At 33.2% G+C, this 16,994-nt stretch carries 16 protein-coding genes; 8 read left to right on the plus strand and 8 right to left on the minus strand.

Annotation, left to right across the window (positions count from 1 at the left end):
- Nucleotides 1-65 precede the first annotated feature (65 nt).
- Both KKQ76_RS08390 and KKQ76_RS08395 read right to left on the minus strand, forming a co-directional pair.
- Nucleotides 66-632, minus strand: coding sequence for a DUF2892 domain-containing protein (locus tag KKQ76_RS08390; RefSeq protein ID WP_213189820.1), 567 nt, complete (start codon nt 630-632; stop codon nt 66-68).
- 51 nt (nt 633-683) lie between these two features.
- Nucleotides 684-1,178 carry a dihydrofolate reductase gene (locus KKQ76_RS08395; RefSeq protein WP_104794402.1) on the minus strand — a complete coding sequence of 165 codons (495 nt, stop codon included), beginning with the start codon at nt 1,176-1,178 and terminating at the stop codon, nt 684-686.
- Between the two features lie 86 nt (nt 1,179-1,264).
- On the opposite strand from KKQ76_RS08395, the gene KKQ76_RS08400 reads away from it, so the two are divergent.
- The 3 genes from KKQ76_RS08400 to KKQ76_RS08410 are packed head-to-tail and all read left to right on the plus strand — an operon-like array spanning nt 1,265 to nt 3,076.
- Nucleotides 1,265-1,873, plus strand: coding sequence for a LemA family protein (locus KKQ76_RS08400; RefSeq protein WP_069799623.1), 609 nt, complete (start codon nt 1,265-1,267; stop codon nt 1,871-1,873).
- Nucleotides 1,873-2,301 carry a TPM domain-containing protein gene (locus KKQ76_RS08405; protein WP_374450511.1) on the plus strand — a complete coding sequence of 143 codons (429 nt, stop codon included), beginning with the start codon at nt 1,873-1,875 and terminating at the stop codon, nt 2,299-2,301. Before KKQ76_RS08400 ends, KKQ76_RS08405 begins: the two co-directional genes overlap by 1 nt.
- Nucleotides 2,282-3,076, plus strand: a complete 795-nt coding sequence (locus KKQ76_RS08410) for a TPM domain-containing protein (RefSeq protein WP_213196738.1) — start codon at nt 2,282-2,284, stop codon at nt 3,074-3,076. The genes KKQ76_RS08405 and KKQ76_RS08410 overlap by 20 nt, the downstream gene beginning before the upstream one ends.
- Nucleotides 3,077-3,179: 103 nt before the next feature.
- Here KKQ76_RS08410 and KKQ76_RS08415 read toward each other — a convergent pair whose 3' ends face one another.
- Complete coding sequence (locus KKQ76_RS08415) at nt 3,180-3,983, minus strand: GIN domain-containing protein (RefSeq protein WP_213196739.1); 804 nt, start codon at nt 3,981-3,983, stop codon at nt 3,180-3,182.
- A 125-nt stretch (nt 3,984-4,108) separates the two neighbouring features.
- Here KKQ76_RS08415 and KKQ76_RS08420 point away from each other — a divergent pair, with 125 nt between their 5' ends.
- Nucleotides 4,109-6,238, plus strand: a complete 2,130-nt coding sequence (locus KKQ76_RS08420; protein WP_213196740.1) for a M3 family metallopeptidase — start codon at nt 4,109-4,111, stop codon at nt 6,236-6,238.
- A 72-nt stretch (nt 6,239-6,310) separates the two neighbouring features.
- On the opposite strand, the gene KKQ76_RS08425 is transcribed toward KKQ76_RS08420, so the two are convergent.
- Nucleotides 6,311-7,177: a hypothetical protein gene (locus tag KKQ76_RS08425; RefSeq protein ID WP_246501372.1), complete on the minus strand. Its 867-nt coding sequence runs from the start codon at nt 7,175-7,177 to the stop codon at nt 6,311-6,313.
- A 43-nt stretch (nt 7,178-7,220) separates the two neighbouring features.
- Nucleotides 7,221-8,357 carry an ATP-binding protein gene (locus KKQ76_RS08430; protein WP_213196741.1) on the minus strand — a complete coding sequence of 379 codons (1,137 nt, stop codon included), beginning with the start codon at nt 8,355-8,357 and terminating at the stop codon, nt 7,221-7,223.
- 217 nt (nt 8,358-8,574) lie between these two features.
- Here KKQ76_RS08430 and KKQ76_RS08435 point away from each other — a divergent pair, with 217 nt between their 5' ends.
- Entirely contained in the window at nt 8,575-9,024 is a 450-nt protein-coding gene (locus KKQ76_RS08435; protein ID WP_213196742.1) for a DUF4442 domain-containing protein, read from the plus strand.
- Between the two features lie 150 nt (nt 9,025-9,174).
- Nucleotides 9,175-9,825, plus strand: coding sequence for a ComF family protein (locus KKQ76_RS08440; RefSeq protein ID WP_213196743.1), 651 nt, complete (start codon nt 9,175-9,177; stop codon nt 9,823-9,825).
- 5 nt (nt 9,826-9,830) lie between these two features.
- Here KKQ76_RS08440 and KKQ76_RS08445 read toward each other — a convergent pair whose 3' ends face one another.
- The 3 genes from KKQ76_RS08445 to der all read right to left on the minus strand — a co-directional run bounded on the left by KKQ76_RS08445 (nt 9,831) and on the right by der (nt 12,790).
- Nucleotides 9,831-10,691 carry a phospholipase D-like domain-containing protein gene (locus KKQ76_RS08445; RefSeq protein WP_213196744.1) on the minus strand — a complete coding sequence of 287 codons (861 nt, stop codon included), beginning with the start codon at nt 10,689-10,691 and terminating at the stop codon, nt 9,831-9,833.
- 6 nt (nt 10,692-10,697) lie between these two features.
- On the minus strand, nt 10,698-11,348 hold the full coding sequence (upp, locus tag KKQ76_RS08450; protein WP_213196745.1) for a uracil phosphoribosyltransferase: 651 nt from the start codon (nt 11,346-11,348) through the stop codon (nt 10,698-10,700).
- A gap of 134 nt (nt 11,349-11,482) precedes the next feature.
- Nucleotides 11,483-12,790 carry a ribosome biogenesis GTPase Der gene (gene der / locus KKQ76_RS08455; RefSeq protein ID WP_213196746.1) on the minus strand — a complete coding sequence of 436 codons (1,308 nt, stop codon included), beginning with the start codon at nt 12,788-12,790 and terminating at the stop codon, nt 11,483-11,485.
- A 224-nt stretch (nt 12,791-13,014) separates the two neighbouring features.
- On the opposite strand from der, the gene KKQ76_RS08460 reads away from it, so the two are divergent.
- Together KKQ76_RS08460 and KKQ76_RS08465 are read left to right on the plus strand one after the other, a co-directional pair.
- Nucleotides 13,015-13,641 (plus strand): hypothetical protein, encoded by a 627-nt coding sequence (locus tag KKQ76_RS08460; protein WP_213196747.1) that lies wholly within the window; start codon nt 13,015-13,017, stop codon nt 13,639-13,641.
- Between the two features lie 86 nt (nt 13,642-13,727).
- Complete coding sequence (locus KKQ76_RS08465; protein WP_213196748.1) at nt 13,728-16,958, plus strand: DUF11 domain-containing protein; 3,231 nt, start codon at nt 13,728-13,730, stop codon at nt 16,956-16,958.
- The last annotated feature ends 36 nt before the right edge of the window (nt 16,959-16,994 follow it).

The raw sequence follows: 16,994 nt of genomic DNA on the forward strand, positions 1-16,994 counted from the left end.
CAAGACATCAAATAAAAAAACTCCTGAAAATTTTCAGGAGTTTTGCTTTTTCTCTTTATAATTTTTTAGAAGAATTTTCCTCTGTGTCTCATTTGTGGATTATGCATATGTTTCTGCATAGAAGGCATTTTCAATTGGTCTTTCATCATTTTTATTTGATCCGCCATCATTCCTTGATCGTCTAATCTTTTAGCTTCTTCTAATAATTTTTGAGCTTCTGCTTTTCTTCCTTTAGAAAGTGCTGCTGCAGCTATATTTAACGTAGCCATTGCTCTATCGTGCTTCATATTTAAACCATATTCTAAAGCTTTTTTCATCAATGGTTCTACTTTTGCGGGATGTTCTTGCGCTAGAGTTAGACCTTGTAAATAATGGAAATAACCATATTGAGATTTGTGTAACTGAGATTGGTAGTTTTTAATGTAAGTTAACCAATGTGCAGCTTTTACAAAATTCTGTTTTCTCATTTGCCAAAAAGCCAATAAGATGTATTCATTTTTGAAAAATAATAAAATAGGACTCAGCGAAAAGAATACGACTACAATTCCCCATCCTATTTGACGGTTCATCATCAGGTAAACTCCCGCAGCAATCATTAAGCCAGCAATTAAAAATTTTATGTACTTATTCATCTCTTAAAATTAGGTGTGCAAATATAAAAATTAGATGTTAGATTTCAGACATTAAACGCTAGTCTTTTTTGTAAAAGTTTGAAAACAAAAATCATATTGATTCTTTTCGTCTTTTTCATGGCAAGTTTCTTGGGTTTTCTGCCAAATTTTCTCGTCTATTTTTGGAAAATAAGTATCCGCATTTAGCGTAGCATCTACCAAAGTAATCTCTAATTGGTCTGCCAAATCTATCGTTTGTTCATAAATAGTACCTCCACCAATCACAAAAACATTTTCGTCTATTTTTTTGGCAAATTTCAATGCTTCTTTAATACTTCCTACGATAAGAATCCCTTCTTCGAACCAATCATTTTTTCTACTAATCACAATATTTGTACGATTAGGAAGCGGTTTACCAATACTTTCGTATGTTTTTCTGCCCATAATAATTGGGTGACCACTCGTAAGTTCTTTAAAATGTTTTAAATCTTTAGGTAAATGCCAAAGCAACTGGTTATCAACACCAATTTCTCTGTTTTTTCCCATTGCTACTACTATTGTAATCATTTCAAGGTATATTTTACAAAATTAGCATAATATTTGTATATTTGGTTTACTGAATCACTTAATACACAATTAAAAAAAATTAAACTATGAACAACAAAGGATGTTTTGGCATTGGAACAATAGGTTTGGTGCTGATTGGCGTAATTGCATTGGTAATATTTTGGGGAATTGGCATTAGAAATGGTTTTGTAGGAAGCGAACAAAACGTAAACGAAAAATGGGCCAATGTAGAAACCGTTTACCAAAAAAGAGCAAACCTTATCCCTAATTTAGAAAGAACCGTAAAATCTTATGCTAAATTCGAGCAAGAAACTTTAACCAAAGTAATCGAAGCACGTTCTAAAGCAACTCAAGTTACGATAGACCCAACTAATATGACTGAAGCAGATTTGGCAAAATTCCAAGCTGCACAAGGTGAATTATCTGGTGCTTTGAGCAGATTAATGGCAGTGGTAGAACAATATCCTAATCTAAAAGCTGACCAACAATTTATCGATTTCCAAAGAGAATATACTGCGATTGAAAACAGCATAAGAGCAGAAACCGTAAACTATAACGCTGCGGTGAAAGAATACAATACTTCTATTAAAGTTTTCCCGAATAATATCATCGCAAATTTCTCTAATTTCAAAGAAAAACCTTTATTTAAAGCAGATGCAGGTGCTGAAAAAGCTCCTGAAGTTTTCACTGAATAATGAGTAATTTTTTAAACAATATTCAAATGGCTTCCCTAGTGGAAGCCATTCAACAAGCGGAAGACCATTCTACCGGAGAAATTCGTGTGCATATAGACCAAAACTCAGATGACAATAATGCCAAAATTGCTTTTGACGTTTTTAAATCTCTGGGAATGGACAAAACCAAAGAAAGAAATGCCGTACTTTTTCATGTGAATTTTGAACAAAAATACTTAACCATTATTGGCGATAAAGGCATTCATGAAAAAGTGCATCAAAAATTTTGGAATGATTTGCATGACAAAATAACCTCAGCTTTCTCTCAAGGTCAATATTTCGAAGGTTTGCGAGATGCTATTTTAGAAACCGGATTAGAATTAAAAAAATTCTTCCCCATTGACGGAGAAAATCACAATGAATTACCTAATGAAATTACCTTCTCTTAAAAATTTCTTCGTTTTAGTTTTACTGAGCTGTTGTAGTTTTATTTCAGCACAATATAACGTTCCAGAACCTCCCAGTAAAATTTATCCTGTTTATGACGAAGTAGGCTTACTGAATGCTACGGAAACAGAAGAAATTAATCAAAAACTCATCAAATTTGCAGATTCTTCTTCTACAGAAATTTTGGTAGTCATTATTCCTACCACCAATGGAGAAGATGTAAATTTTGTAGCGACACAATGGGGAGAAAAATGGAAAATCGGAGAAAAAGAACAAGATAACGGCGTTGTTTTCCTCATTGCAACCGAAGACAGAAAAATGTCTATTCAGCAAGGTCGTGGTGTAGAGCAATACCTTACGGCTTCTGTTGCTGGGCAAATTCTAGATTATTTGGTCACGCCAAATTTCAAAAAAGGGCAATGGTTTGCAGGAATAAATTCTGGAACTTCTGCTATAATGGATGCAGTAAGAGGTAAATTTAAACCGCTTTCTGAATCAGAACCTCAACCGATTGATATTTCCCTGAAACACATTCTTATTTTCGCACTTATTCTGTTCTTTATTATTTATATTTTATCAAAAAGTAATAATGGAGGAGGTTTTGGCAATGATGACGGAGACGTGATTATTACCAGAAGAGGAAGAAGAGTCTATCCAGGTGGTTTCTTCCCAGGAAGTTTTGGAGGTGGTTTCGGTGGCGGAAGTTCAGGCGGTGGATTTGGCGGTTTCGGTGGAGGCGGAAGTTTTGGCGGAGGTGGCGCTTCTGGAGGCTGGTAGAAAATTTTGAATCAAGACAAAAATTAAAAAAATAAAAAAGCAACTCAAAATAGAGTTGCTTTTTCGGTTTAATAAAATTGGAATATGAAGAAAAATAAAGTTACTAATTTACATTTACGCTTCCACTGCTGCTTTCAGAAGAAGAAATAACAGGATTTCCCAGTTTTTTAAGATTTACATCCCCACTAGAAGAAGCTTGTGCCGAAGCTTTTTGAGAAACCATCGCAGAAATACTTGCTGATGATGAAGCATGAAACTCTCCTTCTTTAACTTCTAAATTTCTTCCGTTAAAATCACCAGAAGAACTGGCGTGAATACTGCCATGCTGCACTTTTCCATCTACAGAAAAATCACCACTAGAAGAAACTTCGAAACGAGCAAAATCTGCCCAAACTTTTCCAGAAAAACTACCGCTACTTCCTACAGAAATATCTAATTGATTGGCTTCTAAATGTCCATCTACATCTGCAGAGCTGGAAACATCTACTTTCAGTTTATCTTGCATAAAAGTATCTTTCACCTTTACAGAAGCACTAGAATTCGCTCTCAATTCATCAAAATCTTTAGCATAAATAATGGCTTTTACTCTTTCTGTAGAAATAGGATTTCTAAAATCAGAATTCACGTAAATTCTTACGCTTTCTCCGTTTTGTTCTACTTTCACAAATTCAATAATATCTGAAGGCGCAGAAATAACTACTTTTTCTACATCAGATTTCATAATATCTGCATGAATAGAAGTAGAAACTTCTATGCTATTGAAATCTCCCGAAAATACTTTTTCAGTCATCGGTCCATTTCCTTTTTTGCCTGTGAAAATATCACCAATGCTTCCATCATCAGATTTTACATTGATACAAGAAGCTAATGATAAGCTTAAAAGAAAGACAGGAATCGTTTTTTTCATGATTAATATTTTAATAATTAGACGTTTAGATTTATTTTTTGTTACAAAATTGCTTTTGGCACAATGCTGAATCGCTTTCTACAAATTTTGTATCTTTAACCCTATAAATATTCAACAATTTAACAATGAAAAATATTACATCAATTTTGCTGATGTCTGCATTAGGTTTCAGCATTTCTTGTTCTACCATGAAAGAAAATACCACAAAAATTGATGATACTGCTGTTTTAAACAATCCTTTTTATAAGAAAAGTACATTGCAGTATCAGGCTCCAGAATTTGACAAAATTAAAGACGAACATTTTGCTCCAGCTTTTGATTATGGTTTAAAAGTAAACGAAGCAGAAATTGCTACAATCGTTAGCAACAAGGAAGCCGCAACATTTGAAAACACCATTTTGGCACTTGAAAAAAGCGGGGAAGTATTGAAACGCGCACAAATTGTTTTCTACAACCTTACTGGTTCTAATACCAATCCTACTCTACAGAAAATAGAAGAACAATACGCTCCTATTTTTGCATCTCATGCAGATAAAATTTATTTAAATTCTGCTCTTTATAATAGAATTAAAGCCATTAAAACAGATGGTTTAGATGCAGAAGACCAAAGATTGTTAGAAGTGTACAAGCAACGTTTTGAATTGGCTGGTGCTAATCTTTCTGATGCTGACAAAGAGCAAATGAAAAAAATAAACGCAGAATTGGCAACACTTTCTACTCAATTTTCTAGTAAATTATTAGAAGCGAGAAAAAAAGGAGCTGTTTTAATTTCAGACGTTAAGGAATTAGACGGATTATCTGCTGATGAAATCGCTGCTGCAGCTACAGATGCTAAAAACGCAGGCTACGAAGGCAAATATCTTTTGACTTTGCTCAATACTACTCAACAACCGCTTCTTCAAAATCTTAAAAACAGAGCGACAAGAGAAAAATTATTCAAAGCTTCTTGGTACAGAGCAGAAAAAGGAGATGAAAATGATACAAGAGCTATCCTCGAAAGACAAGCGAAACTGAGAATGGAGAAAGCGCATCTTATGGGAAAATCTTCTTACGCTGAACTGAATTTGGTAGACCAAATGGCAAAAAAACCAGAAAACGCAATGAACCTTCTTTACCAATTAGGAAAACCTGCAGTAGAGCAAGCGAAAAGAGAAATTGTGGATATTCAAGCGCTAATTGATGCTCAAAAAGGCGGCTTCGAACTCGCACCTTGGGATTGGAATTTCTATGCAGAACAAGTGCGTAAAGCAAAATTTGATTTAGACGAAAACCAAATCAAACCTTATTTTGAAGTGTCCACCGTTTTAGAAAAAGGCGTTTTCTACGCTGCAGAAAAATTCTACGGAATTACCTTCAAAGAAAGAAAAGATTTACCAGTTTATCATCCAGATGTAGTAGCTTATGAAGTATTTGATAGAGACGGAAAATCTTTAGCGATTTATTACTTAGATTTTTATACCAGAGATAATAAAAATGGTGGCGCTTGGATGAGTAACTTCGTAGAACAATCATTCATGACGGGAACTAAACCTGTAATTGTAAATGTGTTCAACTACCAAAAACCGGCTCCAGGAAAACCTTCATTAATTTCTTATGATGATGTGTCTACCATGTTCCACGAATTTGGTCACACTTTGCACGGACTTTTTGCCAACCAAAAATACATTACCATTTCTGGAACCAATGTTCCTAGAGATTTTGTAGAATTTCCTTCTCAAATCAATGAATTTTTTGCGCTAGAGCCTTCAGTTCTTAAAAATTATGCACTACACTATGAAACCAAACAACCAATGCCTCAAACTTTGGTAGATAAAATTAAAAAAGCCGCTACTTTTAACCAAGGTTATGCCACTACAGAATTGGTTTCTGCGGCAACATTAGATATGGCTTGGCATTCTGTAAAATCTGATGCCGAAATAAAACCTACTTTAGATTTTGAAAAAGAAGTCTTAACCAAATACGGATTTACTTTGCCACAAGTTCCGCCAAGATATCATTCTCCTTACTTTGCTCACATTTGGGGAGGCGGTTATTCTGCAGGTTATTACGCTTATATGTGGAGCGATGTTCTGAATGCAGATGCTTGGAAATGGATTACGGACAATGGTGGAATGACCAGAGAAAACGGCGATCGTTTCAGAAAATATATTCTATCTGTAGGAAATTCTGTAGACTTGAATCAAGCGTTCAAAGATTTTACAAGAAGAACTCCAGACATTAAACCACTTCTACAAAACAAAGGATTTGTGAAATAGATAAAATGTGAATTTTACTTCGCAAGTCAATAGTGAATAAAAAACCGCAGAAACGACTTCTGCGGTTTTTTTTTATTTTTTCTCTTGTTCTTGATATCTTTCAGGATGTCTTTTCTTTTGGTCTTCTTGAATTTTTTCTAAAACTTCTGTTTTCATAATCATCAAATGATTACTTTTTGCATTCCAAAGGCTAGTATATTTTTTAGAAACCACGGTATAACTTTCCCAATTGGTAAATTTTTGGTAGAGCAACAGTGTACAAATATCGGTAGGCGTAATAAATGGCCAATCTTCTAAAACGTGTGAGTGAATTCCGCTTATTGTTTTGCCAACTTTTTCATCATAAATTTTAAAAGAAAGCAAACTGTTATGTAGTTTTTGTACTTTTTTAATGCTACTATCTTTGTTAAAATCAATTAAATAATCGTTTCCAAAAAGCACTAAATTATTGAGATTAGTTCCGCTCAAAAAATACACTTTTTTTTCTTTATTTTTATTGATTATCGGAACAATATTATAATTTACATTATTGTAAAATTTAAAAATGGTATCCGTTTTTAATCTTTCCTGAGCTGCTTTTCTGATGGTAAAATATTCTTTTTCCACCTCAGTAAAATCTCTTTCGGACAAATCTATTTTAGAATTCCTTGGTTCATAACTTGTAGGAAAAGAAATGGTTCCTATCACTTTATTTTCTTTGGAATAAAATACACAAGTTGGCACTTCATCCTCTTTAATGTATGAAAAATAACCACCTATGTTATCTCTTTCTTTATAGTTTTCAATAAAAACATCAGTTCCATACCAACTTGCCATTTCACTTCTGTAAAGCTGAATGCCTTCGTCTTTTATTTCTTGTGCAATTTTTTCAAGATTTTGAGCTGACAGTTGAATACTGAACATCACGAACAGTAAAAGGTAAAAGGTTTTAATTTTCATGGTTTTAATTTTATTCAAAAATAAGGAATATTTCGTTTAAATTTTAGGTGATAAAATCCAAATAATTCTTCTTAGTTATTAAACTAAATTCTGCATCGGGATAAGCTTTTGCAAAAGCAGTTGGTATTTTTGCTTTTTTGTTTTCATTCCATTTAAATTCAAAAGCAGAAAGTTTTTCGGCATCTTCTTCTAACCAATCCAATTCCTGCCTATCATAAGTTCTCCAAAAATAATTGGCTCTAAATATTTTGTGATACTCTTGTTTTTTTATTCTTTCCGAAGCCAAATAATTTTCCCATAAATCACCTACATCTGTTCTATTTTGAAGAGAATTATAGTTATTAATAATTGCATTTCTTATTCCGTTATCATAAAAATACCATCTGCTGGTTTTGGTAATTTCTTTGCGTAAATTTCTAGAAAAACCTTCTACTTTAAACAAAATAAAAACTTTAGTGAGCAAATCAAGATATCGTTCTACCGTATTCTTAGACATTTGAAGTTGATTTCCTAATTCTTGAAGAGAAACTTCTTTACCGATTTGAAGGGCAATTAATCTAAGTAAATCATAAATTTTATTAGAGTTTTTAATGCCATCAAAAATCAGAATATCTTTCAACAAATAAGAACTCACAATTTCCCTGAGATAGTTTTGCTTTTCTTCCCATGATGAATATTGTGTAAGTTCGGGATATCCTCCAAAAATCAATCTGGTTTCTAAATTTTCGGCGGTCTGTTTATAGTTTTCGTAGTTAGAAAACTCAATTTGGGAAAGCGGATATAGAAAAAGGGTATTTTTTCTGCCAACCAAAGGTTCTCCTAATTTATTAGCCAAATCAAACATAGAAGAACCGGTTGCAATAACCTTTATTCCTTCGATATGATCTACAATAAATTTTAAAATTAACCCAATATCTTGTACAGCTTGTGCTTCATCTATGACCAATAGCCCAATATTCTGAAATAATCTTGTATAATTTTCGAGAGTTCTTTCTTCTAAAAGACGAGCGTCATTTAAATCTTCCCCATTCAGTTGCAATACTTTTTCTTCTACAGTTTCTAAATATTTTTTAATCAATTGGGTTTTTCCAACACGTCTTGCTCCCAATAAAACAAGCACTTTATTGGGTTTAAGATTATTTTTAAAATTATCGAGCACTGCTCTTTTTACATAGCTCATGAGGTTTATTTTTCAAAATTCACCCTACAAAGATATACATTTTTTGTAAATTACGTCAGTTAACTGACTTATTTTATATTAATTCCGTCAATACAATGACTTAATTTAGATAAATTGTGTCATCTATTTTATAAACTGAATCTAAAAAATTCTTAAAAACTATTCTCATCATATAAGTTTTCAAAATTTTAAAAATTAAAATTTTTAGATTTGTGACATGAACAAATTCCAACTACACCTGTTTCTGTTTTTAAAAATTCCAATTTCTTGGATTGCAGGAGTGCGCCTAAAAGAAATGAATGATGAAATCTGCATCACCAAAGTAAAATTCGGTTGGCTAAACCAAAACCCTTTCAATTCTATGTTTTGGGCAGTTCAAGGAATGGCTGCAGAATTTTCTACAGGGTTTCTTTGTGCCGAAAAAATTAGAAAATCAGGCAAAAAAATCTCTATGTTGGTGGTTCATAACCAAGCTGAATTCACCAAAAAAGCAGTGGGTAGAGTTACTTTTTCTTGTCATCAAGGAAAAGAACTGGATGCCGCTTTACAAAAAGCCATCGAAACTGGAGAAGGACAAACTTTAACCCTATTTTCTGAAGGAAAAGACCAAAAAGGCGATTTGGTTTCTAAATTTGCTTTTACCTGGAGTTTTAAAGTGAAAAACTAGAGAAATTCTTGCTGATAAAGCAGATTTAGCAAATAAAATCAGCATAATCAGCCAAATCTGCGAGAAAACATCATCAAAATCACTCATAAAAAGCGGGTTGGTTTATTATTTTTCACTATTTTAGTTTTCTAAAACTAAAAACCATTTTCTATGCTGCTGGATTTACTGTTCCCGAACAGATGTCTACATTGTAACACCATCATTTCAAAAGACGAATTGGTTTGCCATGTATGTTTCCCTCAAATTAAGTTTTCTCATTTTAATTTCTACGAAGAAAATCCTCTGAAACAGAGATGTAAGCTTTTATTTCCCGTGAAAAATGCTTATGCTGTGATGGAATTTCAAGAAGAAGCATTGAGCCAAAAAATTATTCACCAACTCAAATATCGCTCTCAGGAAAAAGTTGGAAAAATCATGGCTGAATGGACTTTGGAAAGAATTTACCTTTCAGAAAAACCAGATGTTTTAATTACGGTTCCGCTTCATCCTAAAAAATTAAAAAAACGAGGTTATAATCAGTTGCATATTTTTGCAGACACGCTTTCTAAAAATTGGGAAATTCCTCATCATAAAGAAGCGCTCAAAAGAAATTCTTACCAAAAAGCACAAGCTCAAAAAGACAAATCTCATCGCGCCGAAACGAAATACGATTTCTCGCTCACCGAAGAAATTTCTGGGAAACATGTTTTGTTAATAGACGATGTTTTCACCACAGGAAATACGATAAGTGCCATTGCTTGGGAAATTTTGAAAAATCCAAGGAATGAAGTTAGCGTTTTGGTAATGGCTTTTGATGTGTAAAATACTTAAATATTAAACTCCTTCTTGGCTTTGTAATAATTTTTATTAAGTATTGGTGACGCATAAGACGTTGCACCAAAAGATTCTTCTCCAGAAAAATGACAATAATTTTCCTCATAATTTTCATTTCTGAATCTTGACCAACTTTTATAAGCCTCATCACATAACGGTTTATATATATTAAATGGGATTTCCACTCCAGTTCTTATACAAAAACCTTTTTTATTTGAATAAGAATAATTTTCGCTCTTTTCAAACTTTGTCGAATTTGTTAAATATGAAAAATATTTGTCTGAATTATCAATTATCGTTTTTGAAGTAATATATTTTTTTCTAAATCCCAAAATCCCTTTTGAAAATTCAGGTTTTCTTTGAAATATTAATTCTGATTGTTTAATTACATCTACAAAATATTTTGAAGCTTCAACATCAAAAGAATCTTTGTTAAACGGCAATTTTGTAAGTTTTTCCGTTAAAATATCAATATCAAAAGAACTAAAAACTATACCAACTTCAATATTATTATTTTGTGAAAATGTATGAAGGTTCATAGAAGTTATAATTGCCGAATTTTCATTAGAGTAATATTTGGCATGTAATCTTTTATTATATCGAATTTCAATATTAGGAAATCTCTTTAAAAATTCTAAATCATCTTTACTCAAGCTTTTTGAAACATTATCTTCATTTTTTCCAAATACAATTAAAATTTCCAAATTTGGCAATTCCAATTTTTGATTTAAAAAGTATTTTAACCTTTCATGAATTTGTATAAAAGGTGAAATTAATACTAGCTGATTTTCTGATTCTTTAAGAAGTTTCTCAATTTCAGCATTTACACTACTATCACTTATAAACTTTGCCATCTTAAATTATCTCTGTAATTTTTGTCCGTAAGACAAATCTCCTGCATCTCCTAGTCCTGGAGAAATATAACCTTTTGAGGTAAGATTTTCATCGATGGCTCCTACCCAAATATGCGCATCTGGAAATGCATTGGAAAGTGTTTCTACACCTTGTTTACTTGCAATAACGGCTACAATGTGGAGTTGAGAAGGTGTTCCGTGGTTTAATAAATCTTTCAGCGCTTCTATTAAACTTGCGCCAGTTGCTAACATGGGATCTGCTACGATTAATGGTCTTCCGTCTACACTAGGACAAGTAAGATAATCTTGTTTTATAGAGAAATAATCATTGGCATCGTGTTTTCTGTAAGCAGCTACGAAACCACAGTCTGCTTTGTCAAAATAATTAAGAATTCCTTCAAAAAGAGGAACTCCTGCTCTCAAAATAGTCGTAATTACAGGTTGAACTGCAATTTCTTTCACCATAATTTTGTCTAATGGAGTAGAAATTTCTATTTCTTTGAATTCTAAACCTTTAGAAATTTCAAAAGCTGCAATTTCGCCGATTCTTTCCATGCTTTTACGGAAATTGGCTCTATTGTTTTGGGTTTCTACGTTTCTTAGTTCGTTGATCCAAGAATTGACTAATGAGAAATTTTCTGATAATACGGTAACCATGTTGTGCAGATTTGTTTAATTGAATATTTGACAAATTTATTGATATTTTTTGTCTGTTTAAAATGATTTTGAACATCAATTCGATTTTAATTAAAAACCCTTTCAGAATTTAGAATTCTAAAAGGGTTGGTAAATTATTTTTGTCTGAAATATACATCAATAGGAACTCCTGTAAAATCAAATTGCTTACGCAATTGGTTTTCGATGAATCTTCTGTATGGTTCTTTCACATACTGAGGTAGATTACAGAAAAACGCAAATTGCGGAACTGGAGTTGGCAATTGGGTAATATATTTAATTTTCACATATTTTCCTTTGATTGCAGGTGGTGGAGTTTGCTCAATTATAGGTAATAAAATTTCGTTAAGTTTAGAAGTTTTGATTCTTTTCTTACGATTTTCATACACCATCATGGCAGTTTCTACCGCTTTTAAGATTCTTTGTTTCGTTAATGCAGAAACAAAAAGAATAGGAACGTCATTAAACTGAGCGATTTTTTCTTTGATTTTATTTTCAAAATCTCTCATGGTATTGGTTTCTTTTTCTACCAAATCCCACTTATTCACTACAATTACGATTCCTTTTCTATTTTTTTGAGCCAAAGAAAAGATATTCATATCCTGAGATTCCCAGCCTAAAGTAGCATCTACCATGATAATCACCACATCAGAATGCTCAATCGCTCTAATAGAGCGCATGACTGAATAGAATTCTAAGTCTTCTGAAACTTTAGACTTTCTACGCATTCCTGCAGTATCTACCAACACGAACTCATGTCCGAATTTATTATATAATGTTTCGATGGAATCTCTAGTTGTACCAGCAATATCAGTAACGATGTTTCTGTTATCATCCAAAAGTGCATTGGTAAGTGTAGATTTTCCTACGTTTGGTCTTCCTGCAATGGTAATTTTAGGTAAACCTTCGAAAGGATCTTTGTATTCTGTTGTCGGAAAATCTGCAACCAAGTCATCTAACAATTCACCCGTTCCAGAACCTGTAGCAGAAGAAAGCGTATAATATTTTTCTACTCCTAACTGATAAAATTCTGTAGCTGCAAGCATTTCTTTAGCAGAATCTACTTTGTTTACCACTAAATATAGAGGTTTATTGGCTTTTCTCAAAAGATTATAGATTTCGTGGTCTATATCTTGAAGTCCTTCGTCTACGTTCACCATAAAAATGATAGAAGTAGCTTCATCTACTGCCAACTGAACTTGTTTACGGATTTCTTCTTCGAAGACATCATCACTACCTACATCATAACCACCAGTATCTATTACGGTAAAGTCTACTCCATTCCAGTCAGATTTACCATAATGACGGTCTCTGGTTACACCAGCTGTAGAATCTACAATGGCTTCTCTTCTCTCTAATAAACGATTAAATAATGTGGATTTTCCTACGTTGGGACGACCAACGATTGCTACGATATTACTCATAAAAATTGTATTAATAATCCTTAAAATTTTAGAAACTAGGATTAAGTTATTAATAGGTATCTCCCACCTTGGGAGCCTTAAAATTTTTGCAAAGATAAGATTTTAAATTTATTTATAACGAGTATAAATTTCACATCCATTGCATAAATATCAGAAAATCAATTATTATATAGATATTTTTTGTATTTTTGCCTCTGGTTCTAAAAACACTAACGAAGAAAAAATTGAAGAAAGTTTACTTAGACAAATGTTCTTCGGGATTACTATTACCCAAATCTATTCTTAATGCTTCTAGCATTAAGATATTTTATGTTTTTATATACTTTCTTTCTATTGGTTTTTCCACACAAATGTCTGCTCAGGAATCAATCATTACTGGGTTAGAAAATATTCACATTTCAGAAGGAGCTACCATAGTAACCGTAGAAAAAGGTGAATCTAAAATCAATTATTCCTCAGTTTCTGCTCCAATTAATCAAAAAAACACAAAAACTTCTACTTCTCCCCAAAAAGAAATAAAAGAAAAAATTGCATTTTCTCATAAGAAAAAAACGCCCAAAGCAATTGATGAAAAACTCATCAAAAAAATGGCGCAAAAAAGAGAAGTGAAAATTATTTATAATACTGATGCTCAATCGGAAGAAAATCTATCTAGTAATTACGGGACTTCTAAATCAGGTATTAACAACCAAGATCAAAGCCAAAAACTAGACAAAGCATTATTTACAGAAAATAAACTTCTGTCGTTTTTGTTTATCTACCAAGAAAAACAAAATGTGCTTTTTCAGTTTTACCATTCTCTAAAAGTAGAAAACCATCATTTCACTAGACCTCCTCCTACTTTTATTTAATCCAAAAGAAACATATCTTTTTTATAACCTATTCATCTATAGGTAAAAATTTTTATACAATATTCTAAAAATCGAAAATAGAGAACATGAACAAAACTCTAAATTTTAAAACATTCAAAACATTTTTACAACTAATATTTCTAGTTGTAGGAGTTTTGGGTTTAGCGCAAACCTACCCTGCCTTAGAGTTTGGCAATGTAACACCATCACCTAATACCAACACTAGCCTTTCTTTTGATTTCCAGAAAGACACCAACAATAATACGGCTACTAACTTAGTGAATTATACTAGCCCAAGTGTGTTAACTGTTTCTTACAATGTAACTGCAACTAGTTTCACTAATGGATTAAGATTTGGGGCTGGTGGTGCAGCGCCATTTTATACATTAATGAATGCTATTGGTAATGCAGGGAGTGATAATACACAATATACTAGCTTTGGTGTTCCTACAAATGGAACAGGCATAGATATTGCGAGTAATTATGCTCCTTATATCTCAGCAAATTTAGCATCAGCAGGTATGCAGCCAGGCAATGGTAGGGTAAAACTTGGTGAGCTTACTATTACTTTGAGTAGAGGTAATAATAACCCTATATTGCATTTTAAAGGACTAGGGGGAGCTTCTGGATCTTCATTTACTGCAGAATTTAACATAAAGTCTATATTAAATTCTGCAGGTGCAGAAATATTATCTACCACCAATTTAGTGCTATTAACGGGAACTAATTTGAATGTTGATAACACTACAAAAATCATTAATAATGATTATACAGGAGCTACAGATCCTGCAACAACAAACACTGCAAGAGGCTCTGTAAGATTTCAAAATAATGATATTAGAACCATTGTTTTAGAAGTATATGGCAACAGAAACGGTACGGCTGCGAATATTAGATGGTCAGGTGCGGATGATTTTTTGATCAGTATCTCTGCTGGAGAATCAGACTTGAGAGTAACCAAAACTGTAAGTAATGCAACTCCCACAGAAGGAAGCAATATAGTATTCACAGTTACAGCTTCTAATCTTGGCGCTTCTAATAATTCAAATGTTACCGTTAATGATTTATTACCTTCTGGTTATACTTATTTTTCACACACTGCATCAACTGGAACCTATGTTCCTGGAACTGGTGTCTGGACTATAGGAAACCTTAATGACCAAGCAAATGCAACTTTAACCATAACAGCAATTGTAAACGCCACAGGAAATTATAACAATACTGCTACCATTAGCACAACTAGCGGAATAGCAGATCCTAATACTACAAACAATACAGCATCTGTTTCTACTACCCCAGTTATTACAGATTCTGATGGAGATGGAGTTCCAGATTCACTGGATTTAGATGATGACAATGATGGGATTTTAGATACTGCAGAATTATATTGTGATACTACAACAGCACCTAATGTTACTTATCCTGCAACAAATTCACCTGCAGCAGCACCATTATATGCGAAACAATTGTTGTTTTTTGATTGGAGTGGTGTTACCTTAAGTCCAACCTCACCATCTGCTACAAAATCTGTGGTTTATAATGGTGTTACTTATACGGCTACAATATCTAATTATACTTCTGTAGGAACTGGTACTCCTAATGCTATGGTTGGTAATGATATTTTAACTTGGATTGGGCCTTCACAAATGGTAGGAAGATATTATAATGTTAATTCTACAACATTTAAAGAAGCGCTATATATTCCATCTACAGGTTTTACCGGAGTGAATTCATTTAACATATCTGTTACAGCTAGTAAGGATGGTGTTGCTTATCCTGTTGATTTTGTATTCTTTGACGCTGAAACAACTAATAAATCTGCCACTCAAACAGAGCAAATAAAATTTACCAATAATACTGCTGGAACTATTGAACTTCTGGAAAAAACCGGTACCGGAACTATTGGAACAACAACAGATGGAGTCGTTAATATCACTGGTATAGGTACTAACACTGTAACACTCAATGAAACAGAAACTAGTAATGTTAATGCATTATTATTTGTAAAGGGCTACTCACCATCTGTAAAAGTTGATATTACAACCTCTCTTGGTTCTCAACAAGGTGTAGGTTTTGCAGTAAGGTTATATTGTGACACAGATAATGATGGCACGCCAAACTATTTAGATACAGATTCTGATGGTGACGGATGTCCTGATGCTGTAGAAGGTGGTGATTATATTACTCAAACAATGCTAAATGGGAGCAATGCAATTGGTTCAAATATCTCTGGCACTTTAAATTCACCCGCAATTGCTACAGTAGATTCAAATGGTGTTCCTGTTATTACTAATACAGGTAGTACATTTAATGTGGACGGACAAGCTCAAGGACAAACAGCAGGAAGTGCCTATACTTCAAATCCTGCTGCTGTTGCTGGAACTGCGAGTTCAGATCAAACTATTTGCTGGAATACTACTCCTTCTGCTATCACTTTAACAGGATATACTGGAACTATTCAATGGCAATCTTCTGCTGATAACGTTAATTTTACAAATATTTCTGGAGCTACTAGTGCTTCTTACTTTCCTGGTACTCTAACATCTACAACTTATTATAGAGCAATAGTTTCTAGTGTAGGAGGTTGTACTGTAACTTCTAATACTATTACCATAACTGTAAATAATTGTATAGATGCTGTTAATGACACTTATAGTTCTGTTACACCTGGTACATCTACTACTAGTGTAATTGCTAATGATAAAAATAATTCTGGTACAGCGGCTGTTATTGGTACAGGTGCTGGACAAGTTTCTATTAGAACCGCTACCGATGCTACTGGAACTACTGGTGCTTGGCCAGCTGGTTTTACCCTTAATGCGGACGGAACTATTACCGTTGCTGCTGGTACTGCTGCTGGTTCTTATACTTTGTATTATACTATATGTAACCAAACTGCTGGTACTCCTTGTGATACCGCTGCTGTTACTATTACAGTATTTATTCCTTTCTGCTACAAACCAGCACAAACTTCTGGCACAATTTTAGACACCAACCACGGTATTACAGCTCTTGGTAGAGCTGGTGCAGACAACAGCAATTGGCCTATGGTAAGAAAAGGAGCTTGGACAGCACTTGAAGCCAAAACCAAAGGTTTTGTAGTAAACAGAATGGCTTCTTCTAATGCAAATGTAGGAACAGCACCTAGCTATACAACTTACCTTGACGAACCTGTTAATAGCTCTGGCGTTGCAGTTATCACTAACCCTGTAGTTGGTATGATGTTTTATGACACCAGAACAGATTGTCTTAAAATAAATATTGATGGTACTAGAGCTGGTTGGAAATGTTTCAATACTCAAGCTTGTCCTGATTAATTTTTAATTTTTATTAATTAATTTCAAATCCTTAAA

The sequence above is a fragment of the Cloacibacterium caeni genome (assembly GCF_907163105.1).
Taxonomy (GTDB): Bacteria; Bacteroidota; Bacteroidia; order Flavobacteriales; family Weeksellaceae; genus Cloacibacterium; species Cloacibacterium caeni_A.